Here is a 20368-nt window from a genome sequence, read left to right on the forward strand (position 1 = left end):
CAACAACATGAAAAAAACGCTCCTCGCTCTCGCCGCTTCGGCCAGCGCGATCATGCTCGCCGGTCCCGCAGCCGCACAGATGGACCAGGTCAAGGCCTGCTTCATCTATGTCGGCCCCGTCGGCGATTTCGGCTGGTCCTACCAGCACGACCAAGGCCGCCTCTTCGCCGAAGAGCATTTCGGTGACCGCTTGGAAACGGCGTTCCTCGAAAGCGTGCCGGAAGGCGCCGATGCCGAGCGCGCCATCGAGCGCTTCGCGCGGTCGGGCTGCAACATCATCTTCACGACGTCCTTCGGCTACATGGACGCCACCAACGCCGTCGCCGCGCGCTATCCCGACATCAAGTTCGAGCATGCGACCGGTTACAAGCGCGACCATCCGAACGTCGCAACCTACGATTCGCGCTTCTACCAGGGCCGTTACATCATCGGCCAGATCGCGGCCGAGATGTCGGAAACCGGTTCGGCCGGCTACATCGGTTCGTTCCCGATCCCGGAAGTCGTTCAGGGCATCAACGCCTTCATGCTCGGCGCACAGTCGATCAATCCGGACTTCGAGCTGAAGGTCGTGTGGGTCAACACCTGGTTCGACCCGGGCCGTGAAGCCGATGCCGCCCGTGCGCTGATCGACCAGGGCGTCGACATCCTGACGCAGCACACCGATTCGACCGGCCCGATGCAGGTGGCAGCCGAGCGCGGCATCTTCGCTTTTGGCCAGGCATCGGACATGATCGAGTTTGGTCCCGAGACACAGCTGACCTCGATCATCGACGATTGGGGCCCGTACTACGTCGAGCGCATCGAGGCTGTTATGGACGGCACCTGGGAGCAGCAGGCAACCTGGGACGGTCTTGCCGAAGGTCACGTCGTGATGGCGGAATATGCCAACATGCCGGACGACGTTAAGGCACAGGCCGAAGCAACCGAGGAGTCGATCCGTTCCGGCGCGTTCCACCCCTTCACCGGCCCGATCAACAAGCAGGACGGCACTGAGTGGCTCGCCGAAGGCGCAGTCGCCGACGATGCGGCTCTGTCGAGCATGAACTTCTACGTCGAAGGCATCGACGACCAGCTGCCGCAGTAAGCGTCGCTCTCTTACTGCTCGGAAATGCAAGAAACCCGCCGGAGCGATCCGGCGGGTTTCTTTTTGGTCTTGCTCGGGAGGTCAGACCGAACGGGCGAGAGTAGTTTGTCGCGTTTCCGAAGGGCGAACCGGTATCCACTTCGCCTGGAAACGCTTCAGCGCCCGTTCCTCACTCGGCCGGAGCCGGTGAAGGGGAGTGGCCGGTGGCCACATCTTTCTTGTCATGCCGCTTCATCGCCGATTCCGGCTTGGCGATGTAGGTGTAGAACATCGGCACGACGAAGAGCGTGAACAGCGTTCCGATGCACAGGCCGGAGAAGATCACGAGACCCATGGCCTGGCGGGCGGCTGCACCGGCGCCGGACGCGATCATCAGAGGCACGACGGCGAGCGCAAGAGCGGCGGTGGTCATCAGGATCGGGCGCAGGCGGACCTTTGCCGATTCCACGATCGCTTCGCGGATCGGGAGCCCTTCCTCACGCCGCTGGTTGGCGAATTCCACCAGAAGGATGCCGTGCTTGGTGATGATGCCGATCAGCGTGATCAAGCCCACCTGAGTGTAGATGTTGATCGTGCCGAGCCCGAGATTGAGCGGGAGGATCGCACCGAAGATCGAGAGCGGAACCGACATCATGATGATGAAGGGGTCACGGAAGCTTTCGAACTGCGCCGCGAGCACGAGATAGATGACCACGATGGCGAGCGCGAATGCGATCAGGATCGTGTTGCCCTGCTGGACTTCCAGACGCGACTGGCCGGAATATTCCAGGAAGAAGCTGTCTGGCAGAAGCGGATTGGCGATATCGACGATCGTCTGCAGGCCTTGGCCGGTGGTGACGCCGGGCAGGGGCAGGGCCGAGATGGTGGCTGCATTCAGCTGGTTGAACTGCTCGATGGAGGCAGGTGCAGAGCCTGTCTCGACGCTGACGACCGAGGACAGCGGGATCATCGTGCCCGTGGTGGAGCGGATGAAGAAGTCCGTCAACGCCTGGGGGTTGTCGCGATATTCCTGCGGCACCTGGGTGATGATGTCGTAGCTGTTTGAATCGCGATCGAACTGCGCAACGGCACCGCCGCCGACGAGCACGTTCAGCGTGTTGCCGATGTCGCTGATCGGGACATTGAGCGCTGCTGCACGGTCGCGGTCGATCGTCATCGTGATCTGCGGGCTGTCGTAGGACAGCGAGTTCTGCACAATGATGAACTGGCCGGAGGCCTGGGCTTCCTGACGGATCTGTTCGGCCACTTCGTAGACCTGGCTCGGATCGCCGGTCGACTGGACGACCATGGAGATCGGTAGCCCGCCGCCGGCGCCCGGGAGCGAAGGCGGTGCGAAGACAAGCGCCTGAACGCCGTTGACCGGTGCGATGCGGCCCTGGATGTCCTGCTGGATTTCGGCCTGGGACCGCTCGCGGCTGCCCCAGTCCTTCAGGCCCCAGACCGCGAAGCCGCTGTTGGTTTCGCCGCCCATGCCGACGATGGAGAACTGCGCACGCACTTCGTCGATATCGCTGGTCGCATCGGCCAGCTGGTCGACGAAGGCACTGGTGTATTCGCTCGTGGCGTAACGGGGAGCGGTCACCAGGGAGAAGAGGGCGCCTTCGTCTTCCTCCGGCGCGAGTTCGCTCGACGTCTGCATGAAGAGGAAGCCGGTCAGTGCCATCAGGCTGATAGTGACCATCATCGTGATCGGCCGGTAGTTGAGCGATCCGGAGACCATGCGCTCGTACCAGTTCGCCAGCCGTTCGAAGGTGCGGTCGATGAAGCGCTGGAAGCGGCTGTGATTGCCGGCTTTCAGAATACGGGCGCTCATCATCGGGGTGATGGTCAGTGCGATGATGCCCGAGATGATGACGGCGCCTGCGAGCGTGAACGCGAACTCGCGGAAGAGCGAGCCGGTTAGACCGCCGGTGAAGCCGATGGGTGCGAAGACGGCAGCGAGCGTGATCGTCATGGCCACGATGGCGAGCGAGATCTCCTCCATGCTCTTCTTGGAGGCCGCCATCGGATCCATGCCTTCTTCGATATGGCGGTGGATATTCTCGACCACGATGATGGCGTCGTCGACGACGAGGCCGATCGCGAGGACCATGGCCAGCAGCGACAGGAGGTTGATGGAATATCCCAGCACCAGAAGGAAGAAGCAGACGCCGATGAGCGACAGCGGGATCGTCACGATCGGCATTAGCGTGGAGCGGAACGAGCCGAGGAACAGCAGGATGACGACGATCACGATGACGACGGCTTCAGCGATCGTCTTGAAGACCTCCTCGATCGAGGAGCTGATGGTCTCGGTGGCGTTGTAGACCATCTCGATGGACATGCCATCCGGCAGCGTGTCGCTAATGGCTGGCAGTTCAGCGAGAACGGCATCGGCGGTGTCGAGCGGGTTTGCCGACGGGGTCGGGAAGATGCCGATAAAAATGCCGGGTTCGCCATTGAAGTTGACGACCGTGTCGGTGCTTTCGGCAGCCAGTTCGACCTCGGCGACATCCGTCAGCCGCACGACGCTGTCGCCATTGGACGTGATCGGAAGTTGGCCGAACGCCTCCGGCGTCTGCAGTGTGGACTGCAGGGTGATCGCCTGGGCGACAAACTCGTTTTCAGTGCGGCCCGGCGCCGACAGGAAGTTGGAGGCGTTGATGGCCTGGGTGACTTCGGATGCCGTCACTCCACGGGCAGCGAGCCGGATCGGGTCGATCCAGACGCGCATAGCGTAGTTTGCAGCACCGAGGATCTGAATTTCGGCCACACCTTCGATGGTGGACATGCGGGGACGAACCACGCGCTCCAGATATTCGGTGAGCTGCTCGGCGGTCATGTTGGGGTTCTGGACCGCCAGGTACATGATCGCGAATTGCTGACCCGTGCCCTTGGTGATGATCGGGTCTTCGGACTGCGACGGCAGCTGGCCGCGGACCTGCTGCACCTTCGACATCACTTCCGTGAGCGCGATATCGGGATCGGCACCGAGTTCCATTTGCACGGTCACGGTGCTGCTCGACGCACGGCTTTGCGAGGTGACGTAGTCGATGTTCTCGGTGGTCGAGACGGCGGCGGCGATCGGGGCCGTGATGAAGCCCTGGATCAGCTCTGCGTTGGCGCCGGGATAGACCGTGTTGATGGTGACGACGGTTTCCTCGACCTCTGGGTACTGACGCACCGAGAGACTGAAGAGACCTTGGAAGCCGAGCAGGAGGATCAGGCAGCCGAGAACGGTGGACAGGACCGGGCGCTGAATGAAGGTGTTGGAAATATTCATTGCGCTACCTGCTCGGCTGTCTGCGGATTGCCGCCGTTCAGGGGGCTTTCGCTTTCATCGATGGTGACGAGCGCGCCGTTGGACAGGCGGTTCTGGCCGGCCGAGACGACGATGTCTCCTGCCGAGAGACCTTCGGCAATTTCGACCAGCGAACCGTTGCGGCGACCAGTCGTCACGAAGACCTGACGCGCCTCCATCGTCGGGCCCGCATCTTCTGCCGGGGCAGGCGCAGCGGCTGCTGCCTCGGGCATTTCCTCGGCCTGTTCCGCTGCCTGTTCGGCAGCCTGCTCCTGCTCTTCCGACGCTTCGCGCACGACATAGACGAAGTCGCCGTAAAGGCTCGAGACGATGGCCGTCTGCGGCAGCGCGATGACGTCAGGCTCCTCGGGCAGCTCGACACGCACGCGGGCGAACTGGCCTGGATTGAGGGCTTCCTCGGTGTTTTCCACCTCGGCGCGGATGGAAACGAGACGGGTCGCCGGATCGATGCGCGGCTCGATGCCGACGATTGTGCCGCTATAATCGAAGCTGCCGTTTTCCGTGCCCACGCGAATGGTCTGGCCGATCTGCAACTGGCTGCGCTGCTGCTCAGGAACCGAGAAATCGACGCGCATGCGCGACAGGTCCTGAAGCGTGGCGACGACCGTGCCTGTGGTGACATACTGGCCGGCTTCCACCTGCGGAATGCCGATTGTGCCCGAGAACGGTGCTTCCAGCGCCTTCTGGCTCAGGGTTGCGTTCAGCGAGGCGATTTCAGACTGTGCTGCCTGAGCGTTCGCTTCCGCTTCTTCCAGGCTCGATTCGGCGCTGACGCCGCGCGTGCGCAACTGCTGGGCACGGGCAAGCGTCTGTTCGGCCAAGGTAAGGTTGGCGCGTGCCGCGATCAGGTTCGACTGCTCAATCTGGTCGTCGATCTGGACGAGCACGGTTCCTTCCTCGATCGCGTCGTTCGACGTGAAGTTCACCTCGCGAACGACACCGCCGGCTTCAACGGCGAGGTCAACACCGCGGACAGCGCTGACGGTGCCGATCGCCTCGATGCCGGGCTGCCAGCTCGCCGGTTCTGCCGTAACGGTCTGCACCGGCAGGGCGGGCTGCTGCATCGTGGCGAAGAAGTTCTCGATCGCCTGATTGCGGAAGATGTTGAAATAGACCAAGCCCCCGCAGACCACCGCGAGCAAGACGAAGGCGATCAGGAATCTTTTTATCATGGCTCGAAATGCTCCGGGGGAGTGTCGCTGAAAATCACAGAAAAAGCGGCGCGCAAAATCGATGCTGCACCGCACTATGTCTTATGTTGTGCTTAACTGTACCGGCTGGACGGTATTGTCAAGCCGTGATAGGCAGCGTCGGCACGATATCTTTTGGAGATTGGCATCATCACCCGGAATTCAAGACAACGCATATTGGAAGCCGCCAATGAGCTTGCTCGCGACGTCGGTCCCGGCAATCTGTCGCTGGATGCGGTCGCCCAGCGGGCAGGTCTGTCGAAAGGCGGGCTTCTCTATAACTTCCCGACGAAGGCGAAGCTGATGGAGGCGCTGGTCGAGATGCACATCTCACAGCATCGCCAAGCGCTCGAAGCCGCCCAGCTGCGGCACCGCGGGAAGCCGAATGCGCTGTCTCTCGCCGTCGTGGATACGTTTCTAGCGGAATGCGGGTCCAAGCAAAAGCCAGCAAGCGGCGTTCTCGCAGCGATTGCCGAAGATCCGAGCTTCATTGAGCCCATGCGGCTTTATCAGCGAGAGCTCGTGGCGCGGTTGAAGGCAGAGTCCGACGATCCGGACCTCGCCCATCTCGCATTTCTTGCGATCGAAGGCTTGAGATGCCTGCAGCTCTTCGAAGTTGACGCCTTTTCGGCGGACGACAGCCGGCGGCTTCTTTTGCGGATGGTGCAGATGGTGGCGCGGGAACTGGGGCTCGAAGCGCCGCTGGAGCCTGCGACAGCCACGGTCGAGGCATCTCGCTGACAGTCGCCTAGCGCACGAGCACGCGCTGGAGCCGATCGATTTCCCGGATGTGCGCTCGCGCGTCCTCGTAGCCACGCGCGATGGCTTCGTCCGCGCGATGGAATTCCGAAAGACCGATGTCGGACAACTTCGGCAGGATCGAGAGATCGGGCGGGTCGCCGGCAAGACGCGCGCGCGAAATGCGATCCTGAATGATGTTGTAGGCCTCCACCATCACGCCGGTCATGCCGAAACGGCGTTCGGCGCGGTCCGTGAATGTCGTGCGGTTCTCGGCCTGGCGGCGGCTGAGGGACACTTCGTCGGGCGAGGGCGCCGAGGCGCTGTGCTTGATGACAGCGGAACGACCGTAGAGATCGTAATGCAGGTTGACCGCGACGACCAGCGGCTCCTCGTAAGCGCGGCAGATGGAGACCGGAACGGGATTGACGAGCGCGCCATCTACCAGCGTGCGGCCATTGCATTTGACCGGCTCGAAGATCCCCGGCAGCGCATAGGATGCCCGGATGGCGGTCACGAGTGAACCGCGCGTGATCCACACTTCGTGGCCTGTCGTCACCTCGGTGGCGATCGCGACGAAGGGGCGGTCGAGATCCTGGATGTCGATGCCTTCGAGGTGCTCGTTCATCCGGTTGTTGAGCCGCATGCCACCGAAGAGGCCGCCGCCTCGGATCGTGAAATCGAGCAGCCCCGCGATGCGCCGCATGGTGAGGCTGCGGGCGAAGGCCTCCAGCTCATCGAGCTTGCCTGCGAGATAGCAGCCACCGACCAGCGCGCCGATCGAGGTGCCGGCGATCATGCCGATCCGGATGCCGGCTTCGTCCAGCGCCCGCAGCACGCCGATATGGGCCCAGCCGCGCGCTGCACCTCCGCCCAGTGCAAGAGCGATCGGCGCGCGCTTCTGATCGGGTTCGGGCGAATGAGGTGGCATCAAGGGAGGAGGTGTCGTCAATTGTGGATCGGAGAAATCCCGGTCAGGCGCCTCATGGACGATTTCGCCCCCACTTCGTCTGCCAGACCAGTTCATCATGCGTCTCACTCCCCGACACGCTCCGTCCCGGTTTCATCATCCGGCAAACATGGTTTCGGTTTGGTGAAAATAACGCGGATGTCGTCTATTTCTGATAGACCATCGTCGGATCAAAAAGTGGCGCCTCGGTGTCGGTGACCAGGCGGTGGTTGCCCGCTGCTTCTGTCTCGACCTTGCGATAGAAGCAGGACCGTCGCCCCGTATGGCAGGTCGCGCCGTGACCATCGACATCCACCTTGAGCCAGACCGCGTCCTGATCGCAATCGACGCGCACTTCGGTCACGCGTTGCAGATTGCCGGAGCTTTCGCCCTTCTTCCAGATCGCCTGGCGGGAGCGGCTGTAATAGTGGGCGATGCCCGTGTCGAGCGTGAGCGCCAATGTCTCGGCGTTCATGTGCGCAACCATCAGCAAAACGCCGTCGCGACTGTCGGTCACGACGGCGGTCACCAGTCCGTCCGCCGAGAAGCGGGGTGTCAAAACCAAACCTTCTTCAAGCTCGGCCTTGCTGGCAGGTTTTTCAAAGGCAGTCGTCATGGGGAAGCTCCCGGAGGAGGGAGCCTTCCAAGATCAATGACCGTTGTGGCTCCGCAGCATTGTCATGAACCGTGCCTGCTGATGCGGGTCGGTCTTGAACTGACCGGTAAAGGTGGTCGTCAGCGTTGTCGAGCCCTGCTTGCGGATGCCGCGCATGGCCATGCACATATGCTCTGCCTCGATCATGACGGCGACGCCCAGAGGACGCAGCGTTTCATCGATTGCCTTCGACACCTGGGCGGTCATGGATTCCTGCGTCTGCAGGCGACGCGCATAAATGTCGATCACGCGAGCGATCTTCGACAGGCCGAGCACCTTGCCATCGGGCAGATAGGCGACATGCGCCTTGCCGATGATCGGCACCATGTGGTGCTCGCAATGGGAAAAGAACGGAATGTCTCGGACAAGGACCATATCGTCATAGCCTGCGACCTCCTCGAAGGTGCGGCCGAGAACATCTTCAGGGTCTTCGTCATAGCCGCCGAACAAATCCTTGTAGGCCTTGGCAACACGCTTCGGCGTATCGACAAGTCCTTCCCGGTCCGGATCGTCACCGACCCAGAGGAGCAAAGTACGGACAGCCGCCTCGACTTCCGACTGAGAGGGACGGGCGTCTTTTTCGTCCTGATCTTTTCCGGGGAAGGATTTTACAATTGCGTCCATTTTGAACTCCCGCTTTTTCACCTTCTACGGTGCCTTTTTATTATCGGACCAACGCCGCCGGCCGAAATGTCCGAGAACCGAACACGGGGTCTTGCAGGCAGGTTCCGAGGCTCTCGGAATGGTCCTCAAGCACGGTTTCCCTAATTGTGCCGTCTCTTGCCGTTGAAAGCCGTCAAAAGCGCCACAAAATACGATATAGGTTCCAACCTGGTGAGAGAAAGTGGCGAGGCCCCGAAATGTGGGATTTGCCGTCCGCCGGGCACACGCAATAGGTAGAGCGATGATCGACGACGTCTATAACAGCAAGATCCTGGAACTTGCTGGGAACATACCCCGGCTCGGTCGCCTCGACGACGCGGATGCCACCGCAATGGCACATTCCAAGCTTTGCGGCTCCAAGGTCACCGTTTGGCTGAAAACGGATGACGGAATCGTGACCGATTTTGCCCATGACGTGAAGGCATGCGCGCTCGGGCAGGCGTCGTCATCGGTGATGGCACGCAATGTGATCGGCGCCACTGCCGACGAGGTGCGGAAAGGCCAAGCCGAACTGCGCGCCATGCTGAAAGATAACGGGCCTGCGCCTTCCGGGCGTTTCGCCGATCTCAAATATCTGGAGCCCGTGCGCGACTACAAGGCACGCCACGCATCCACGCTTCTGACCTTCGACGCTGTGGTCGATGCGCTTGACCAGATTGCGGCGAAGCGGGCGGACGAAGCTGCAGCCTGATGTGTCAGGGCGAGGAGCATAAGCCGGTCCCGATGGGACGCACGCGGAATTACGAAGGCCCGTGGCCCCGCACGCCGGCACGCGTTTTCGGCACCAGCCTGATCCGGCTTTACCAACTGACCCTGTCCGGGTTCGTCGGCAATTCTTGCCGCCACCTGCCGACCTGCTCCGAATATGGCTACGAAGCCGTGGCCCGCCACGGCCTGTTCAAAGGCAGCTGGCTTGCGCTGAAGCGCGTGGCAAGCTGCGGACCTTTCGGAAGCCGGGGCTTTGATCCGGTTCCGCCGCCAAAGGCCGATTGAGCCAGTCTGGCCGCACCTGCCGCCTTTACGTCCATCACACCAGTCGTTAAAGAGGCCGCGCGCCGCTCGATGAGTTTGGCGTTTCCGAACGGTGAACCGGTATCCACTTCACCTGGAAACGCTGATGCAGCGCTTTACAGGCAACCACCCGCGACCGTTGGCGGGACTGGATGAAGAGGATGACGACATGGTCGAAGCCATTGCACTGACCTTCCCCGACAATTCGATCCGCAATTTCGATGCCGGCACCACGGGCCGGGAGGTGGCGGAGTCCATCTCCAAGTCGCTGGCCAAGAAGGCAGTGGCGATCACCATCGACGGCGACCTGCGTGATCTTTCCGATCCGGTTGAAACCGGCGCCATCGAGATCGTGACGCGCGAGCATCCGCGCGCGCTGGAACTCATTCGCCATGACGCGGCCCATGTGATGGCCGAGGCCGTGCAGGAGCTCTGGCCCGGCACGCAGGTGACGATCGGCCCGGTTATCGAGAACGGCTTCTATTACGACTTCGCGCGCTCCGAGCCATTCACGCCGGACGATCTGCCCGTCATCGAAAAGAAGATGCGCGAGATCATCGGGCGCAACAACGCGTTCACCAAGGAGATCTGGTCGCGCGAGAAGGCCAAGCAGGTCTTCAGCGACAAGGGCGAGGCTTACAAGGTCGAACTGGTCGACGCGATCCCCGAAGGCCAGGATCTCAAGATCTATGCCCAGGGCGAGTGGTTCGATCTCTGCCGCGGCCCGCACATGGCCTCGACCGGCCAGATCGGCGGCGCCTTCAAGCTGATGAAGGTGGCCGGTGCCTATTGGCGCGGCGACAGCAACAACCCGATGCTGACGCGTATCTACGGCACCGCCTGGGCGGAGCAGAAGGATCTCGACGCCTATCTGCATATGCTGGCCGAGGCCGAGAAGCGCGATCACCGCAGGCTCGGTCGTGAGATGGATCTCTTCCATTTCCAGGAAGAGGGGCCGGGCGTCGTCTTCTGGCACGCGAAGGGCTGGCGGATGTTCCAGTCGCTCGTCTCCTACATGCGCCGCCGCCTCGACCTCGAAGGGTACGAAGAGGTCAACGCGCCGCAGGTGCTCGACAAGTCGCTCTGGGAAACGTCCGGCCACTGGGGCTGGTACCGCGACAACATGTTCAAGGTGACGGTCGCCGGCGACGAGACCGAGGACGAGCGTGTGTTCGCCCTGAAGCCGATGAACTGCCCCGGCCACGTGCAGATCTTCAAGCACGGCCTGAAGTCCTACCGCGAGCTGCCCGTGAAGCTTGCCGAATTCGGCAATGTGCATCGCTACGAGCCATCCGGTTCGCTGCACGGACTGATGCGCGTTCGCGGGTTCACGCAGGACGACGCGCACGTGTTCTGCACCGACGAGCAACTGGCATCGGAATGCCTGCGCATCAACGCGCTCATCCTCTCGACCTACGCCGATTTCGGTTTCGACGAGATCACGGTGAAGCTTTCCACCCGTCCGGAAAAGCGCGTCGGCGACGATGCGCTTTGGGACCGTGCAGAAAGCGTGATGGCCGAGGTGCTTAAGACCATCGAGGCGCAGTCCGGCGGCCGCATCAAGACGGACATCCTGCCGGGCGAGGGGGCGTTCTACGGACCGAAGTTCGAGTACACGCTGAAAGACGCGATCGGCCGTGAATGGCAGTGCGGCACGACGCAGGTGGACTTCAACCTGCCGGAGCGGTTCGGCGCCTTCTATATCGATCGCGACAGCGAGAAGCGCCAGCCCGTCATGATCCACCGCGCGATCTGCGGCTCGATGGAGCGGTTCCTCGGCATTCTGATCGAGAACTTCGCCGGGCACATGCCGCTCTGGATCGCGCCGCTGCAGGTGGTGGTGGCGAGCATCACCTCGGATGCGAACGATTATGCCGAAGAGGTTGCCCGCGAGTTGAAGGCGGCCGGTCTCGTCGTGAAGACCGATACGCGCAACGAGAAGATCAACTACAAGGTCCGCGAGCATTCCGTCACCAAGGTGCCGGTTATCGTCGTGTGCGGCAATCGCGAGGCGGAAGAGCGGTCGGTCAACATCCGCAGGCTCGGCAGCCGGGATCAGACGGCGATGTCGCTTGCAGATGCCATTGCGGTGCTGAAGGACGAGGCAACGCCACCGGACCTCAAGCGCCGTGCGGAGCGCCAGCAGTCGGTCGGCTGACGCCAACGGGAACAGGCAAGCAAACGATAGAGGGGCCTTCGCGGCCCCTTTATTCTGCCATCAACACTTCGACGTCGGTGTTGCGGCCGGCCTCGACCTTGAAGTCGCGCTGGAACACGCGCTCCTTGTTGCGGGCAATGGCGGTATAGTCGCCTTCCGCGAGAATGATCGTGGAGAACGCGCCGACGCTTTCGCCGATAGGGTCGCCCGACGCGGTGAGAATGGACCAGGCCGTGTCGGCGATCGCTTCGCCACCGGGCTCGGAGACGAGCTTCAGCGTCAGTTCCGCCGCACGGTGCTCGATCGTGGCTTCCGTCAGCTTGCCGGCCTCGATGTGGATGTCGGAACGAATGCTGGCGTTGTGCGCGCCGTAGTCGGACACGACGTGATAGGTGCCGGCGTTCAGCCGGATCACCGTATCGGGCCGCACATCGGCAACGATCAGTCCGCGCTCGCCTTCGAGATCGGGCGTTGCGGTGTAGATCGAAAACGTCAGGTCTTCCGGCGGAATGCGCATGTCTTCGCCGGACAGCGCATTGAGCACGAGGCCACCGGCATTGAGCGTCAGCGACTGTGGGGGCACAGGGCCGCTTGCCGGCACAGTAAGGCGTTTGGAAACGGCGGCACGGCCGAAGGCAACGTGCAGGAAATAATCACCGGGCGGGAACGCGAATTCGGCATTGCCGCCCTCGGAGCTGGCGATCAACGGCAACTTGCCGTCGCGGCCGGGCACCGAATCGAAGACACGCCAGACGAGGCCGTCGCTGATCGTCTCACCGCCTTCGACCAGCCGCGCGTCGAGCGACACCGAACGGAAATCGGTCGCCATTGCGCCATCGGGCACTGTCGGGGCGTATTGATTGAGCCCGGGAAGCTCGATTGCCGGCATGTCCGGATCGATCTCGCCAAAGGCGCTTTGCGCGAATGCGGAGGAGGTCATGGCGAAAGCGGCGCACGCCAGAATGACGGCCCGGCGGTAGCATGCGTGATAGGGCATCAATGGCATCGTCACTGTTGACAAGCTTCTAGACAGGCGCCACTTGAACCGAAAAGCTTAGGCAATTTCAAGGCCTGCTCATATTTCCCCCAATTTGCGAGAGGTTTCACGCAATGCAGGAGCATGCACTCAACGCGCGCCCGGATCTGAAATCCTATCTCAATACAAGGCGTTCGGTGCCTGCACTGCAGATGAGTGAGCCCGGCCCCGACAGGTCGCAGATCAACGAGATGCTGAGGCTGGCGACGCGGGTGCCCGACCATGGGAAGCTCGCGCCTTGGCGCTTCGTCGTGATCTCAGGCGAATCGCGCACGCGCATCGGCGCCGAACTCGCGCGGATCGCAACCGAGCGACGGGGCGATCTTTCGGACAAGGAAGTGGAGATCGAGCGCGAACGGCTGGCACGCGCGCCGGTCGTCATCGCCGTCATCAGCACGGCGGGTGAGCACCCGAAGATCCCCGTCTGGGAGCAGCAGCTGTCCGCCGGTGCCGTTTGCCTCAACCTGTTCATGGCAGCCAACGCGCTCGGCTTTGCCGCAAACTGGCTGACGGAATGGTATGCCTATGATGCGGCGACCCGGCCGCTTTTCGGCCTCAAGGATGGCGAGCAGATCGCCGGCTTTCTCCATATCGGCACAGCCGAGATGACGCCGCCCGACCGTCCGCGTCCCAACGTGGATGCACTGACCACATTTCTGGATTGATCGATGTTCTATAAGACCGACACCAACCGGCATGGGCTTGCTCATGACCCATACAAAGCCATCATCTCGCCCCGGCCGATCGGCTGGATCGGGACGAAGTCGAAGGATGGCAAGCTCAACCTTGCGCCTTACTCCTTCTTCAATGCGGTCTCGGATCGTCCGAAGCTTCTGATGTTCTCGTCTGCCGGCTACAAGCACAGCGCGCGCAACGCGGAAGAGACCGGTGTGTTCACCACCAATCTGGTCGGTCGGGCGCTGACCGAGCAGATGAACATGAGTTCGGTGGATGCGCCGGATGGCGTCGACGAATTCGAGCTGTCGGGCCTGACGGCGAAGACCGGCGATCTGGTCGACGCGCCTTATGTGGACGAGGCCTATGCGGTTCTCGAATGCCGCACCACCGATGTCTTCCGGCCGAAGGGCCTCGACGGGCAGCCGTCGGAAAACTGGATGGTGCTGGGGCAGGTCGTCGGGATCCGCATCCGCGATGAGGCGATCCGGAACGGCCGGCTCGACATGGCGCTCGTCGCGCCGCTCGCACGTCTCGGCTACATGGACTATTGCGACGGCGGCGACACGTTCGAGCTGTTTCGCCCGGAATGGGACGCCGTCAAGCGCGCCTGAACGTGCGGAAGCGTCAAGCGTTCAAGCCGGCGGCCGCAGCCCGCTTCAGGATGCGTTCGGCCTGCCGCAGATGCGGCCGGTCGATCATCTGGCCTTCGAGGCTCATGACGCCCGCATCCTCGCCGGCACCCTCGAAGAGTTCCACGATGCGCCGCGCGCGGTGAACCGCCTCGGAGCTTGGCGTGAAGACGCGATTGATCACTTCGACCTGCGCGGGATGGATGGCGAGCTTGCCTGAAAAGCCATCGCGCTCGGCGGCGAGGCATTCGCGTTCAAGGCCATCCATATCGCGAAAATCGGTGAAGACTGTGTCGATCGCCATGATCTGCGCAGCAGCGGCTGCAAGCAGTGTCATGGAGCGAGCGAGGCGGAACACATCTGTGTAGTGGCCGTCATCGCCCCGGTTGCGTGCAGCACCGAGATCGGCCGCCAGATCCTCGCCGCCCCAGGACAGCGCCTCGAGCCGCGCCGACGCGCCGCGGTAGCCGTTGAGATTGAGCACGCCGGCCGCTGTTTCGGCTGCGAGCGCGTGGATGCGCAGTTGGCCCTCAGGAATGTCGTTCTCGGCTTCCCGAACGGCGATGAGTGCCGAAAGGTGCTGGATGGCCGCAGGGCCTTCGGCCTTGGGCAGCAGAATGCCGTCGGGCTTCGCGCCGACGACGGCATCGAGATCCGCCTCGGCATGGCCGCTGTCGAGGGCGTTGATGCGCACGATGAGCTTTGGGTGGCCTTCGCCGCGCTCGGCACCATTGAGAAACGCGGCAGCCATTGCGCGGGCCTCGATCTTGCGGCGCGGCGATACGCTGTCCTCCAGGTCGATCAGGAGGCAATCCGCGCCGGAGGAGGGTGCCTTTTCCAGCTTTCGATCGGAATCACCCGGCACGAACAGATAGGACCGCATCTTCCATTTCCTCCCAGTATCGATCGAGGTGCTGCTCTTACGCACCGCGCTCCTCCTAACTGCTTTGGCGGCCAGGGAAAAGCGAAGTCCGTCCAGCTGTTCGGCGAAAACATGGTGAACCAAACGTAAACCTTTGGCGCCTAGCCTTGTCTCCACTGGGAATCGCATCGTCTTTGGGTTGGGGCCATCCATGATCATCGCCGCATTTCTCCGCTGGACCGAAACGGCGCCGGCTGCCGATCGGGCGAAGGCGGCGGGCTCGCTGGCGCGGGCTTTCGTCGAGCGCACACTTGCCGCCGACGACCGTCAGGCGGCCGAGGTGGCGCTGACCTATCTGCTGGACGATCCTTCTCCCAAGGTGCGGCTCGCAATCGCTGATGTCATGGCGCAATCGACCGAAGCGCCGCGGGCGATTATCTACGCACTGTCGCGCGACCAGATCGAGGTGGCGGGCCGAATCGTGGCGTTCTCGCCGCTGCTCAGCGATGCCGATCTCGTCGACCTCGTCGGCGAGGATGTGGAGGATCTGCAGCGCCTCGTCGCCTTGCGCACGGGTCTTTCCCGCTCCGTAGCCGCTGCAATCGCCGAGGTCGCCGGTGCGGAGCCGATCTGTGATCTCCTTCAGAATCGTTCGGCCGCAATCGCGCCGTTTTCGCTTCGCCGCATTGCCGAGCGGTTTTCAGCCGATACGGCCGTACGGGCTTTGCTCGTGGAACGGGACGATCTTCCGGCCGATGTCCGCCATCGGTTGATGGGCGCTGTTGCGACCGCGCTCTCGCAGTTCGATCTCGTTCGCAACGTGATTGGCGAGCGGCGGGCCGAGCGCTTGGTGACGGAGACGCAGATGCAGGCGACACTGACGCTTGCCGGTGACGGCAATTCCGCTGCCTTGCCTGGTCTCACCGAGCATCTGCGCGGTGAGGGGCGCCTGACCCCCGCCTTGCTGATGCACGCACTCGCCAGCGGCAAGCTTGATTTCTTCGTGGCCGCCGTGGTTGCAATTTCCGGACAGCCCGAAGCCCGGGTGCGCGCCATCGTCGTCGATGGGCGCGTGCCGGCCATCCGGGCGCTCTATGGTTCGATCGGCCTGCCGGGGCGCCTGTTGACCGTCTTCATTTCAGCGACGCTCGTCTGGCGCGACGCCTCGAGCAGAGGCAGGATCGCGACGCCGTCGCATCTCGCCCGCACATTGATCAAATTGCATCAGCGCGACGCGGCCGAGCATCCGGAAGTGGCGGAGCTTCTGACGCTCGTCGAGAAGCTCAATCTCGCCCATCGCCGCCAGTGCGCGCGCGCCGACGCGCTTGCGCTCGCAAGCGTTCGCGCAGCCTGATCAGATATCCAGATTTTCGGCGAAGGCCGCACGCTCCTGGATGAAGCGGAAACGCGCCTCGGGTTTCGTTCCCATCAGGTCGTCGATCGCGATTGCGGTGCCCTCCAGATCCTCGGCATCGATGGCGACGCGCAAGAGCGTGCGCTTGGCCGGATCCATGGTTGTTTCCTTCAACTGCGCCGGCAGCATTTCGCCAAGGCCCTTGAAGCGTCCGATCTCGACCTTGCCGCGACCCTTGAACTCGGTTTCGAGCAGTTCCACCCGATGCGCGTCGTCACGGGCATAAAGCGTGCGTGAGCCCTGCGTCATGCGATAGAGCGGCGGGATGGCGAGGAAGAGGTGGCCATTGTCGATGAGGCCGCGCATTTCCTGGTAGAAGAACGTGATGAGCAGCGACGCGATATGCGCGCCGTCGACATCGGCGTCGGTCATGATGATCACGCGGTCGTAACGCAGGTCATCGTCACGATATTTGGCACGCGTGCCGCAACCGAGCGCCTGGATGAGATCGCCGATCTGCTGGTTTGCCGTGAGCTTGTCGCGGCCGGCGCTCGCAACGTTCAGGATCTTGCCGCGGAGCGGCAGGATCGCCTGCGTCTGCCGGTTGCGCGCCTGCTTGGCCGAGCCGCCGGCCGAATCGCCCTCGACAATGAAGAGTTCAGCGCCTTGCGCCGCCGTCTGCGTGCAATCGGCGAGCTTGCCGGGCAGGCGCAGCTTCTTCACCGCACTCTTGCGGTTGATTTCCTTTTCCTTGCGCCGGCGCACACGCTCATCGGCGCGGTCGAGCACCCAGTCGAGCAGCTTCGCCGCTTCGGCCGGCTGGTCGGCGAGGTAGTGGTCGAATGGATCGCGCAACGCGTTTTCCACAAGGCGCTGCGCCTCGACAGTGGCAAGCTTGTCCTTCGTCTGGCCGACGAACTCCGGTTCGCGCACGAAGACCGAAAGCATGGCCGCGCCGGAGATCATCACGTCTTCCGTGGAGATGATCGAGGCACGCTTGTTGCCGGTGAGCTCCGCATAGGCCTTGAGGCCACGCGTCAGCGCGATGCGCAGGCCCGCCTCATGGGTGCCGCCCTCGGGCGTCGGGATCGTGTTGCAATAGGACTGGACGAAGGGATCGCCACCGAACCAGGTCACGGCCCATTCCACGGTGCCGTGTCCGCCGGTCTTGGTCGTCTTGCCGGCAAAGATCTCGTTGGTGACGGTGAAATCCTGGCCGAGCGAGGCCTGCAGATAATCCTTCAGGCCGCCGGGGAAATGGAAGACGGCCTTTTCCGGCACGTCGGGCTTTTCGGCAACCAGCTCGGGCGCGCAGGACCAGCGTATTTCGACGCCGCCGAAGAGATATGCCTTGGAGCGCGCCATGCGCATGAGCCGGGCCGGATCGAACCGCGCGTTCTGCCCGAAGATCTGGTGGTCGGGCTTGAAGGAGACGCGCGTGCCGCGGCGATTCTGGACCTCGCCCACTTCCTCCAACGGCCCAAGCGTTACGCCGCGCGAGAAGCGCTGGCGGTAGAGCTTGCGGTTGCGCGCAACTTCGACCGTCAGTTCCTCCGACAGCGCGTTGACGACGGAGATACCGACGCCGTGGAGGCCGCCGGATGTTTCGTAGACCTTGCTGTCGAACTTGCCGCCCGCATGGAGCGTGGTCATGATCACTTCGAGCGCGGAGCGGTCCTTGAACTTCGGGTGCGGGTCGACCGGGATGCCGCGCCCATTGTCGGTGACGGACAGGACGCCGTCGGCCGACAGTTCGACATCGATGAAATTGGCGTGGCCGGCCACGGCCTCGTCCATGGAGTTGTCGATGACTTCGGCGAAGAGATGGTGGAGCGCCTTTTCGTCGGTGCCGCCGATATACATGCCCGGCCGGCGACGCACCGGCTCCAGGCCCTCCAGCACCTCGATGTCCGCAGCCGAGTAATCGCCTTCGCCATCCCGCGGCTTTTGCGCCTTCGGCGCCTGGCGCTGGGGCTCGGCAATGGCCGGCCGCTTTGCCGGAGCGGCCGCTGGACCGGCGCTCGGGATTGTTGCGAAAAGATCGTTGCTGTCGTCCATGGCTATGCTTCAGTCCCAAGGCGTGAATTGTGGCCGAATCACCTGCGCAGTGTGACAGATGGCGTACTGGCACGCGAGCCGTGTTCTCTATGTGTTCACGGTCCTGCGCACGGTTGCCCACATGAAAGGATGGCCGGTAGCGGCACGAATAGGGGATATCGAGCCAATGAGAAAGGGGAGACGCCGGGTCATGACAATCACGTGGTGGACGATCGTGGGACGGGCGGTGCTCACATGCCTGATGGCGCTGGCGGCGGCGGCTCCCGCCGCGGCGGCTGACATAGCGCCGTTCAAGGACGACCTGTTCGCCCATCCGGCGGTGATCGAGGAGAGTGCGGATGGCAATTTCCGGCGCTATGACTACCGGGAGATGCGCGACATCAATGGCCGGGACGAGATACCGGAACGTCGCGCCAAACGGGCCTATGTCGATCTTTCGGTCAATCGCGCGGCGCGCGAACGCGCCATCGCAACCGAGGCAGGGCAGATCACCGTCAACGAGTTTGGCGTGGAGATGGACGCACGCTTCGTCGTCATCTTCGTGCACGGCCGCGACGGCGACCGCAGGCTCGGTTCCGACGACTGGCGCTTCGGTGGCAACTTCAACCGGCTGAAAAACCTCGCGACCCGCAATGGCGGCACCTATTATGTGCCGAGCTTCCCGGATTTCGAGGCTGGCGGGCAGGGGGTGATCAGAGCACTGTTTGCCCATTCGAGGCAGGTCTCGCCGCAAGCGCCGATCGTGCTCGCCTGCGGCTCTACGGGGAGCGCGCTGTGTGTTGCAGCTGCGCGCGATGGAGCGCTGGCCGCTGGGCTCGGCGGGCTGGTTCTGCTTGGCGGCATGCCGGACGCGTCCTTGGTCGATAGCGCGGCAGCGCGCGCAAGGCTGCCGATCGTCTTCGCGCATGGTGAAAACGATCGCGTCTATGATTGGCGCAATCAGCGCGCCGTCTTCGACGGGCTGCGCTCGATCGGCGGCTATCCGACACGGTTTCACCTTTTCGCAACCGGCAGCCACGGCACCCCGATCCGGATGATCGACTGGCGCGAAACGCTCAACTTCGTGCTTCGGACAGCCCATTGACGGGATCGATCGGAGTTCCGGGAACTCAAACCGCCGTTGCGGGTTAGATGATCGATCCCTTGAATAGGAGAGTTCCATGATGATGAAGAAAATGGCCACGCTTTCGCTCGTCGCGGTCGCGACCCTTGGCGCAGCTGGATGCACGACCGGCCAGAAGACCGTTGGTGGCGCCGTCGTCGGTGGTGTCGGCGGAGCGGTCGTCGGTGACGCGATTGCGGGCACCGGCGGCGCAATCGTTGGCGGCGTCGGTGGTGCCGTGGCAGGCGGCGCGATCGCTCGTAACCTCTAAGGTTCAGCCCAAAGTTTTGGCGCGTCCGGGGCGAGATGAAAAGTCCTGGTTCTGGACGCGGCAAACTGCATTTTTGCGGTTGACCCCCGGCAGGCGCCTGCCTATGTTCCGCGCCAATTCCCCGGGCCTGAAATGCCCCGGCGGGAGCCTGTAGCTCAGCTGGTAGAGCAACTGACTTTTAATCAGTAGGTCCAGGGTTCGACCCCCTGCGGGCTCACCATTTTCCGATATTGAAAAAACACCAGACATTGCTTGTCGGCGTCCTCCGCTGGATCAATCTGGCGGGATTCTTGTCGTCAATGGCAGCGCATTGTCATGCCGTCCATCTGCTTTGCTCTTGGCCTTGCGCATGTCGACTTCGTGTTCCGCCGCTTCGGTTGCCATGGTGCGATCGGCAGTGTCCGGCTGATCGACATCTGTCGGTTGGGCCGGACCACGATCATGCTGCGCTGAATTCCCGTCCTTCGACATCGTTTTCTCCTGTATCGGCGATAGTCGTCCAACACCGTAATGCGGCTGAAGTTCCGGAGCGGCGCGGACACGGGCGTGGAGCCCCGACGCAATCCTGCGTAAAAATTTGGCAAATGCACTTGATTTGAGCGTTTAGGCGTCCGATATCGGGGGTGCGA

Annotated in this window: 19 protein-coding genes and 1 tRNA gene; 12 read left to right on the plus strand and 8 right to left on the minus strand. The window is 62.8% G+C overall.

The window, feature by feature from the left end:
- Nucleotides 1-7: 7 nt before the first annotated feature.
- Nucleotides 8-1084: a BMP family ABC transporter substrate-binding protein gene (locus QQL76_RS07520; RefSeq protein WP_499207036.1), complete on the plus strand. Its 1077-nt coding sequence runs from the start codon at nucleotides 8-10 to the stop codon at nucleotides 1082-1084.
- Nucleotides 1085-1253: 169 nt separating this feature from the next.
- Here QQL76_RS07520 and QQL76_RS07525 read toward each other — a convergent pair whose 3' ends face one another.
- Nucleotides 1254-4346, minus strand: coding sequence for an efflux RND transporter permease subunit (locus tag QQL76_RS07525; RefSeq protein WP_499207037.1), 3093 nt, complete (start codon nucleotides 4344-4346; stop codon nucleotides 1254-1256).
- Nucleotides 4343-5557: an efflux RND transporter periplasmic adaptor subunit gene (locus QQL76_RS07530; RefSeq protein ID WP_499207038.1), complete on the minus strand. Its 1215-nt coding sequence runs from the start codon at nucleotides 5555-5557 to the stop codon at nucleotides 4343-4345. The genes QQL76_RS07525 and QQL76_RS07530 overlap by 4 nt, the downstream gene beginning before the upstream one ends.
- Nucleotides 5558-5752: 195 nt before the next feature.
- On the opposite strand from QQL76_RS07530, the gene QQL76_RS07535 reads away from it, so the two are divergent.
- The gene (locus tag QQL76_RS07535) at nucleotides 5753-6316 is read left to right on the plus strand and encodes a TetR/AcrR family transcriptional regulator (protein WP_245451272.1); all 564 of its coding nucleotides are present in this window, start codon (nucleotides 5753-5755) and stop codon (nucleotides 6314-6316) included.
- Between the two features lie 7 nt (nucleotides 6317-6323).
- On the opposite strand, the gene QQL76_RS07540 is transcribed toward QQL76_RS07535, so the two are convergent.
- From QQL76_RS07540 to folE, 3 genes are all read right to left on the minus strand, one after another.
- The gene (locus QQL76_RS07540; protein ID WP_499207039.1) at nucleotides 6324-7343 is read right to left on the minus strand and encodes a patatin-like phospholipase family protein; all 1020 of its coding nucleotides are present in this window, start codon (nucleotides 7341-7343) and stop codon (nucleotides 6324-6326) included.
- An 85-nt stretch (nucleotides 7344-7428) separates the two neighbouring features.
- A complete protein-coding gene (gene hisI, locus QQL76_RS07545) occupies nucleotides 7429-7878 on the minus strand; it encodes a phosphoribosyl-AMP cyclohydrolase (RefSeq protein WP_499207040.1) in 450 nt (149 codons plus the stop codon).
- Between the two features lie 33 nt (nucleotides 7879-7911).
- A complete protein-coding gene (gene folE / locus QQL76_RS07550; protein ID WP_126010137.1) occupies nucleotides 7912-8541 on the minus strand; it encodes a GTP cyclohydrolase I FolE in 630 nt (209 codons plus the stop codon).
- Between the two features lie 280 nt (nucleotides 8542-8821).
- On the opposite strand from folE, the gene QQL76_RS07555 reads away from it, so the two are divergent.
- From QQL76_RS07555 to thrS, 3 genes are all read left to right on the plus strand, one after another.
- Entirely contained in the window at nucleotides 8822-9271 is a 450-nt protein-coding gene (locus QQL76_RS07555; RefSeq protein ID WP_499207041.1) for an iron-sulfur cluster assembly scaffold protein, read from the plus strand.
- Nucleotides 9271-9573 carry a membrane protein insertion efficiency factor YidD gene (gene yidD, locus QQL76_RS07560; protein ID WP_499207042.1) on the plus strand — a complete coding sequence of 101 codons (303 nt, stop codon included), beginning with the start codon at nucleotides 9271-9273 and terminating at the stop codon, nucleotides 9571-9573. Before QQL76_RS07555 ends, yidD begins: the two co-directional genes overlap by 1 nt.
- Before the next feature lie 187 nt (nucleotides 9574-9760).
- Nucleotides 9761-11749 carry a threonine--tRNA ligase gene (gene thrS / locus QQL76_RS07565; RefSeq protein ID WP_499207139.1) on the plus strand — a complete coding sequence of 663 codons (1989 nt, stop codon included), beginning with the start codon at nucleotides 9761-9763 and terminating at the stop codon, nucleotides 11747-11749.
- A gap of 49 nt (nucleotides 11750-11798) precedes the next feature.
- Here thrS and QQL76_RS07570 read toward each other — a convergent pair whose 3' ends face one another.
- Nucleotides 11799-12746: an RgsD C-terminal domain-containing protein gene (locus tag QQL76_RS07570; protein ID WP_499207043.1), complete on the minus strand. Its 948-nt coding sequence runs from the start codon at nucleotides 12744-12746 to the stop codon at nucleotides 11799-11801.
- Between the two features lie 113 nt (nucleotides 12747-12859).
- Here QQL76_RS07570 and QQL76_RS07575 point away from each other — a divergent pair, with 113 nt between their 5' ends.
- Nucleotides 12860-13450, plus strand: a complete 591-nt coding sequence (locus QQL76_RS07575; protein WP_499207044.1) for a nitroreductase family protein — start codon at nucleotides 12860-12862, stop codon at nucleotides 13448-13450.
- A 3-nt stretch (nucleotides 13451-13453) separates the two neighbouring features.
- Entirely contained in the window at nucleotides 13454-14074 is a 621-nt protein-coding gene (locus tag QQL76_RS07580; RefSeq protein ID WP_499207045.1) for a flavin reductase family protein, read from the plus strand.
- Nucleotides 14075-14087: 13 nt separating this feature from the next.
- Here QQL76_RS07580 and QQL76_RS07585 read toward each other — a convergent pair whose 3' ends face one another.
- Nucleotides 14088-14975: an HpcH/HpaI aldolase/citrate lyase family protein gene (locus QQL76_RS07585; protein WP_499207046.1), complete on the minus strand. Its 888-nt coding sequence runs from the start codon at nucleotides 14973-14975 to the stop codon at nucleotides 14088-14090.
- Nucleotides 14976-15165: 190 nt separating this feature from the next.
- Between QQL76_RS07585 and QQL76_RS07590 the strand changes: the two genes are divergently transcribed.
- Nucleotides 15166-16308, plus strand: a complete 1143-nt coding sequence (locus QQL76_RS07590) for a DUF2336 domain-containing protein (RefSeq protein ID WP_499207047.1) — start codon at nucleotides 15166-15168, stop codon at nucleotides 16306-16308.
- Here QQL76_RS07590 and parE read toward each other — a convergent pair whose 3' ends face one another.
- Nucleotides 16309-18366 (minus strand): DNA gyrase/topoisomerase IV subunit B, encoded by a 2058-nt coding sequence (gene parE, locus QQL76_RS07595; RefSeq protein ID WP_499207048.1) that lies wholly within the window; start codon nucleotides 18364-18366, stop codon nucleotides 16309-16311. It abuts the gene before it with no gap.
- Between the two features lie 190 nt (nucleotides 18367-18556).
- Between parE and QQL76_RS07600 the strand changes: the two genes are divergently transcribed.
- The 4 genes from QQL76_RS07600 (at nucleotide 18557) to QQL76_RS07615 (ending at nucleotide 20192) form a co-directional block, all read left to right on the plus strand.
- Entirely contained in the window at nucleotides 18557-19450 is an 894-nt protein-coding gene (locus QQL76_RS07600; protein ID WP_499207049.1) for an alpha/beta hydrolase, read from the plus strand.
- Nucleotides 19451-19526: 76 nt separating this feature from the next.
- A complete protein-coding gene (locus QQL76_RS07605; RefSeq protein WP_499207050.1) occupies nucleotides 19527-19739 on the plus strand; it encodes a YMGG-like glycine zipper-containing protein in 213 nt (70 codons plus the stop codon).
- Between the two features lie 144 nt (nucleotides 19740-19883).
- Nucleotides 19884-19959: transfer RNA gene (locus QQL76_RS07610), tRNA-Lys, on the plus strand.
- A 95-nt stretch (nucleotides 19960-20054) separates the two neighbouring features.
- Nucleotides 20055-20192 carry a hypothetical protein gene (locus QQL76_RS07615; RefSeq protein ID WP_499207051.1) on the plus strand — a complete coding sequence of 46 codons (138 nt, stop codon included), beginning with the start codon at nucleotides 20055-20057 and terminating at the stop codon, nucleotides 20190-20192.
- Nucleotides 20193-20368 lie beyond the last annotated feature (176 nt).

It is taken from the genome of Rhizobium albus (genome assembly GCA_030160035.1).
GTDB lineage: Bacteria > Pseudomonadota > Alphaproteobacteria > Rhizobiales > Rhizobiaceae > Georhizobium > Georhizobium albus.

Excerpts from the sequence above, each read along its gene's own strand:
- QQL76_RS07520 (WP_499207036.1), top strand. The coding sequence starts at position 8 with ATGAAAAAAACGCTCCTCGCTCTCGCCGCTTCGGCCAGCGCGATCATG.
- QQL76_RS07525 (WP_499207037.1), bottom strand. The coding sequence starts at position 4,346 with ATGAATATTTCCAACACCTTCATTCAGCGCCCGGTCCTGTCCACCGTT.
- QQL76_RS07530 (WP_499207038.1), bottom strand. The coding sequence starts at position 5,557 with ATGATAAAAAGATTCCTGATCGCCTTCGTCTTGCTCGCGGTGGTCTGC.
- QQL76_RS07540 (WP_499207039.1), bottom strand. The coding sequence starts at position 7,343 with ATGATGAACTGGTCTGGCAGACGAAGTGGGGGCGAAATCGTCCATGAG.
- hisI (WP_499207040.1), bottom strand. The coding sequence starts at position 7,878 with ATGACGACTGCCTTTGAAAAACCTGCCAGCAAGGCCGAGCTTGAAGAA.
- folE (WP_126010137.1), bottom strand. The coding sequence starts at position 8,541 with ATGGACGCAATTGTAAAATCCTTCCCCGGAAAAGATCAGGACGAAAAA.
- QQL76_RS07555 (WP_499207041.1), top strand. The coding sequence starts at position 8,822 with ATGATCGACGACGTCTATAACAGCAAGATCCTGGAACTTGCTGGGAAC.
- yidD (WP_499207042.1), top strand. The coding sequence starts at position 9,271 with ATGTGTCAGGGCGAGGAGCATAAGCCGGTCCCGATGGGACGCACGCGG.
- thrS (WP_499207139.1), top strand. The coding sequence starts at position 9,761 with ATGGTCGAAGCCATTGCACTGACCTTCCCCGACAATTCGATCCGCAAT.
- QQL76_RS07570 (WP_499207043.1), bottom strand. The coding sequence starts at position 12,746 with ATGCCCTATCACGCATGCTACCGCCGGGCCGTCATTCTGGCGTGCGCC.
- QQL76_RS07575 (WP_499207044.1), top strand. The coding sequence starts at position 12,860 with ATGCAGGAGCATGCACTCAACGCGCGCCCGGATCTGAAATCCTATCTC.
- QQL76_RS07580 (WP_499207045.1), top strand. The coding sequence starts at position 13,454 with ATGTTCTATAAGACCGACACCAACCGGCATGGGCTTGCTCATGACCCA.
- QQL76_RS07585 (WP_499207046.1), bottom strand. The coding sequence starts at position 14,975 with ATGCGGTCCTATCTGTTCGTGCCGGGTGATTCCGATCGAAAGCTGGAA.
- QQL76_RS07590 (WP_499207047.1), top strand. The coding sequence starts at position 15,166 with ATGATCATCGCCGCATTTCTCCGCTGGACCGAAACGGCGCCGGCTGCC.
- parE (WP_499207048.1), bottom strand. The coding sequence starts at position 18,366 with ATGGACGACAGCAACGATCTTTTCGCAACAATCCCGAGCGCCGGTCCA.
- QQL76_RS07600 (WP_499207049.1), top strand. The coding sequence starts at position 18,557 with ATGACAATCACGTGGTGGACGATCGTGGGACGGGCGGTGCTCACATGC.
- QQL76_RS07605 (WP_499207050.1), top strand. The coding sequence starts at position 19,527 with ATGATGATGAAGAAAATGGCCACGCTTTCGCTCGTCGCGGTCGCGACC.
- QQL76_RS07615 (WP_499207051.1), top strand. The coding sequence starts at position 20,055 with ATGCCGTCCATCTGCTTTGCTCTTGGCCTTGCGCATGTCGACTTCGTG.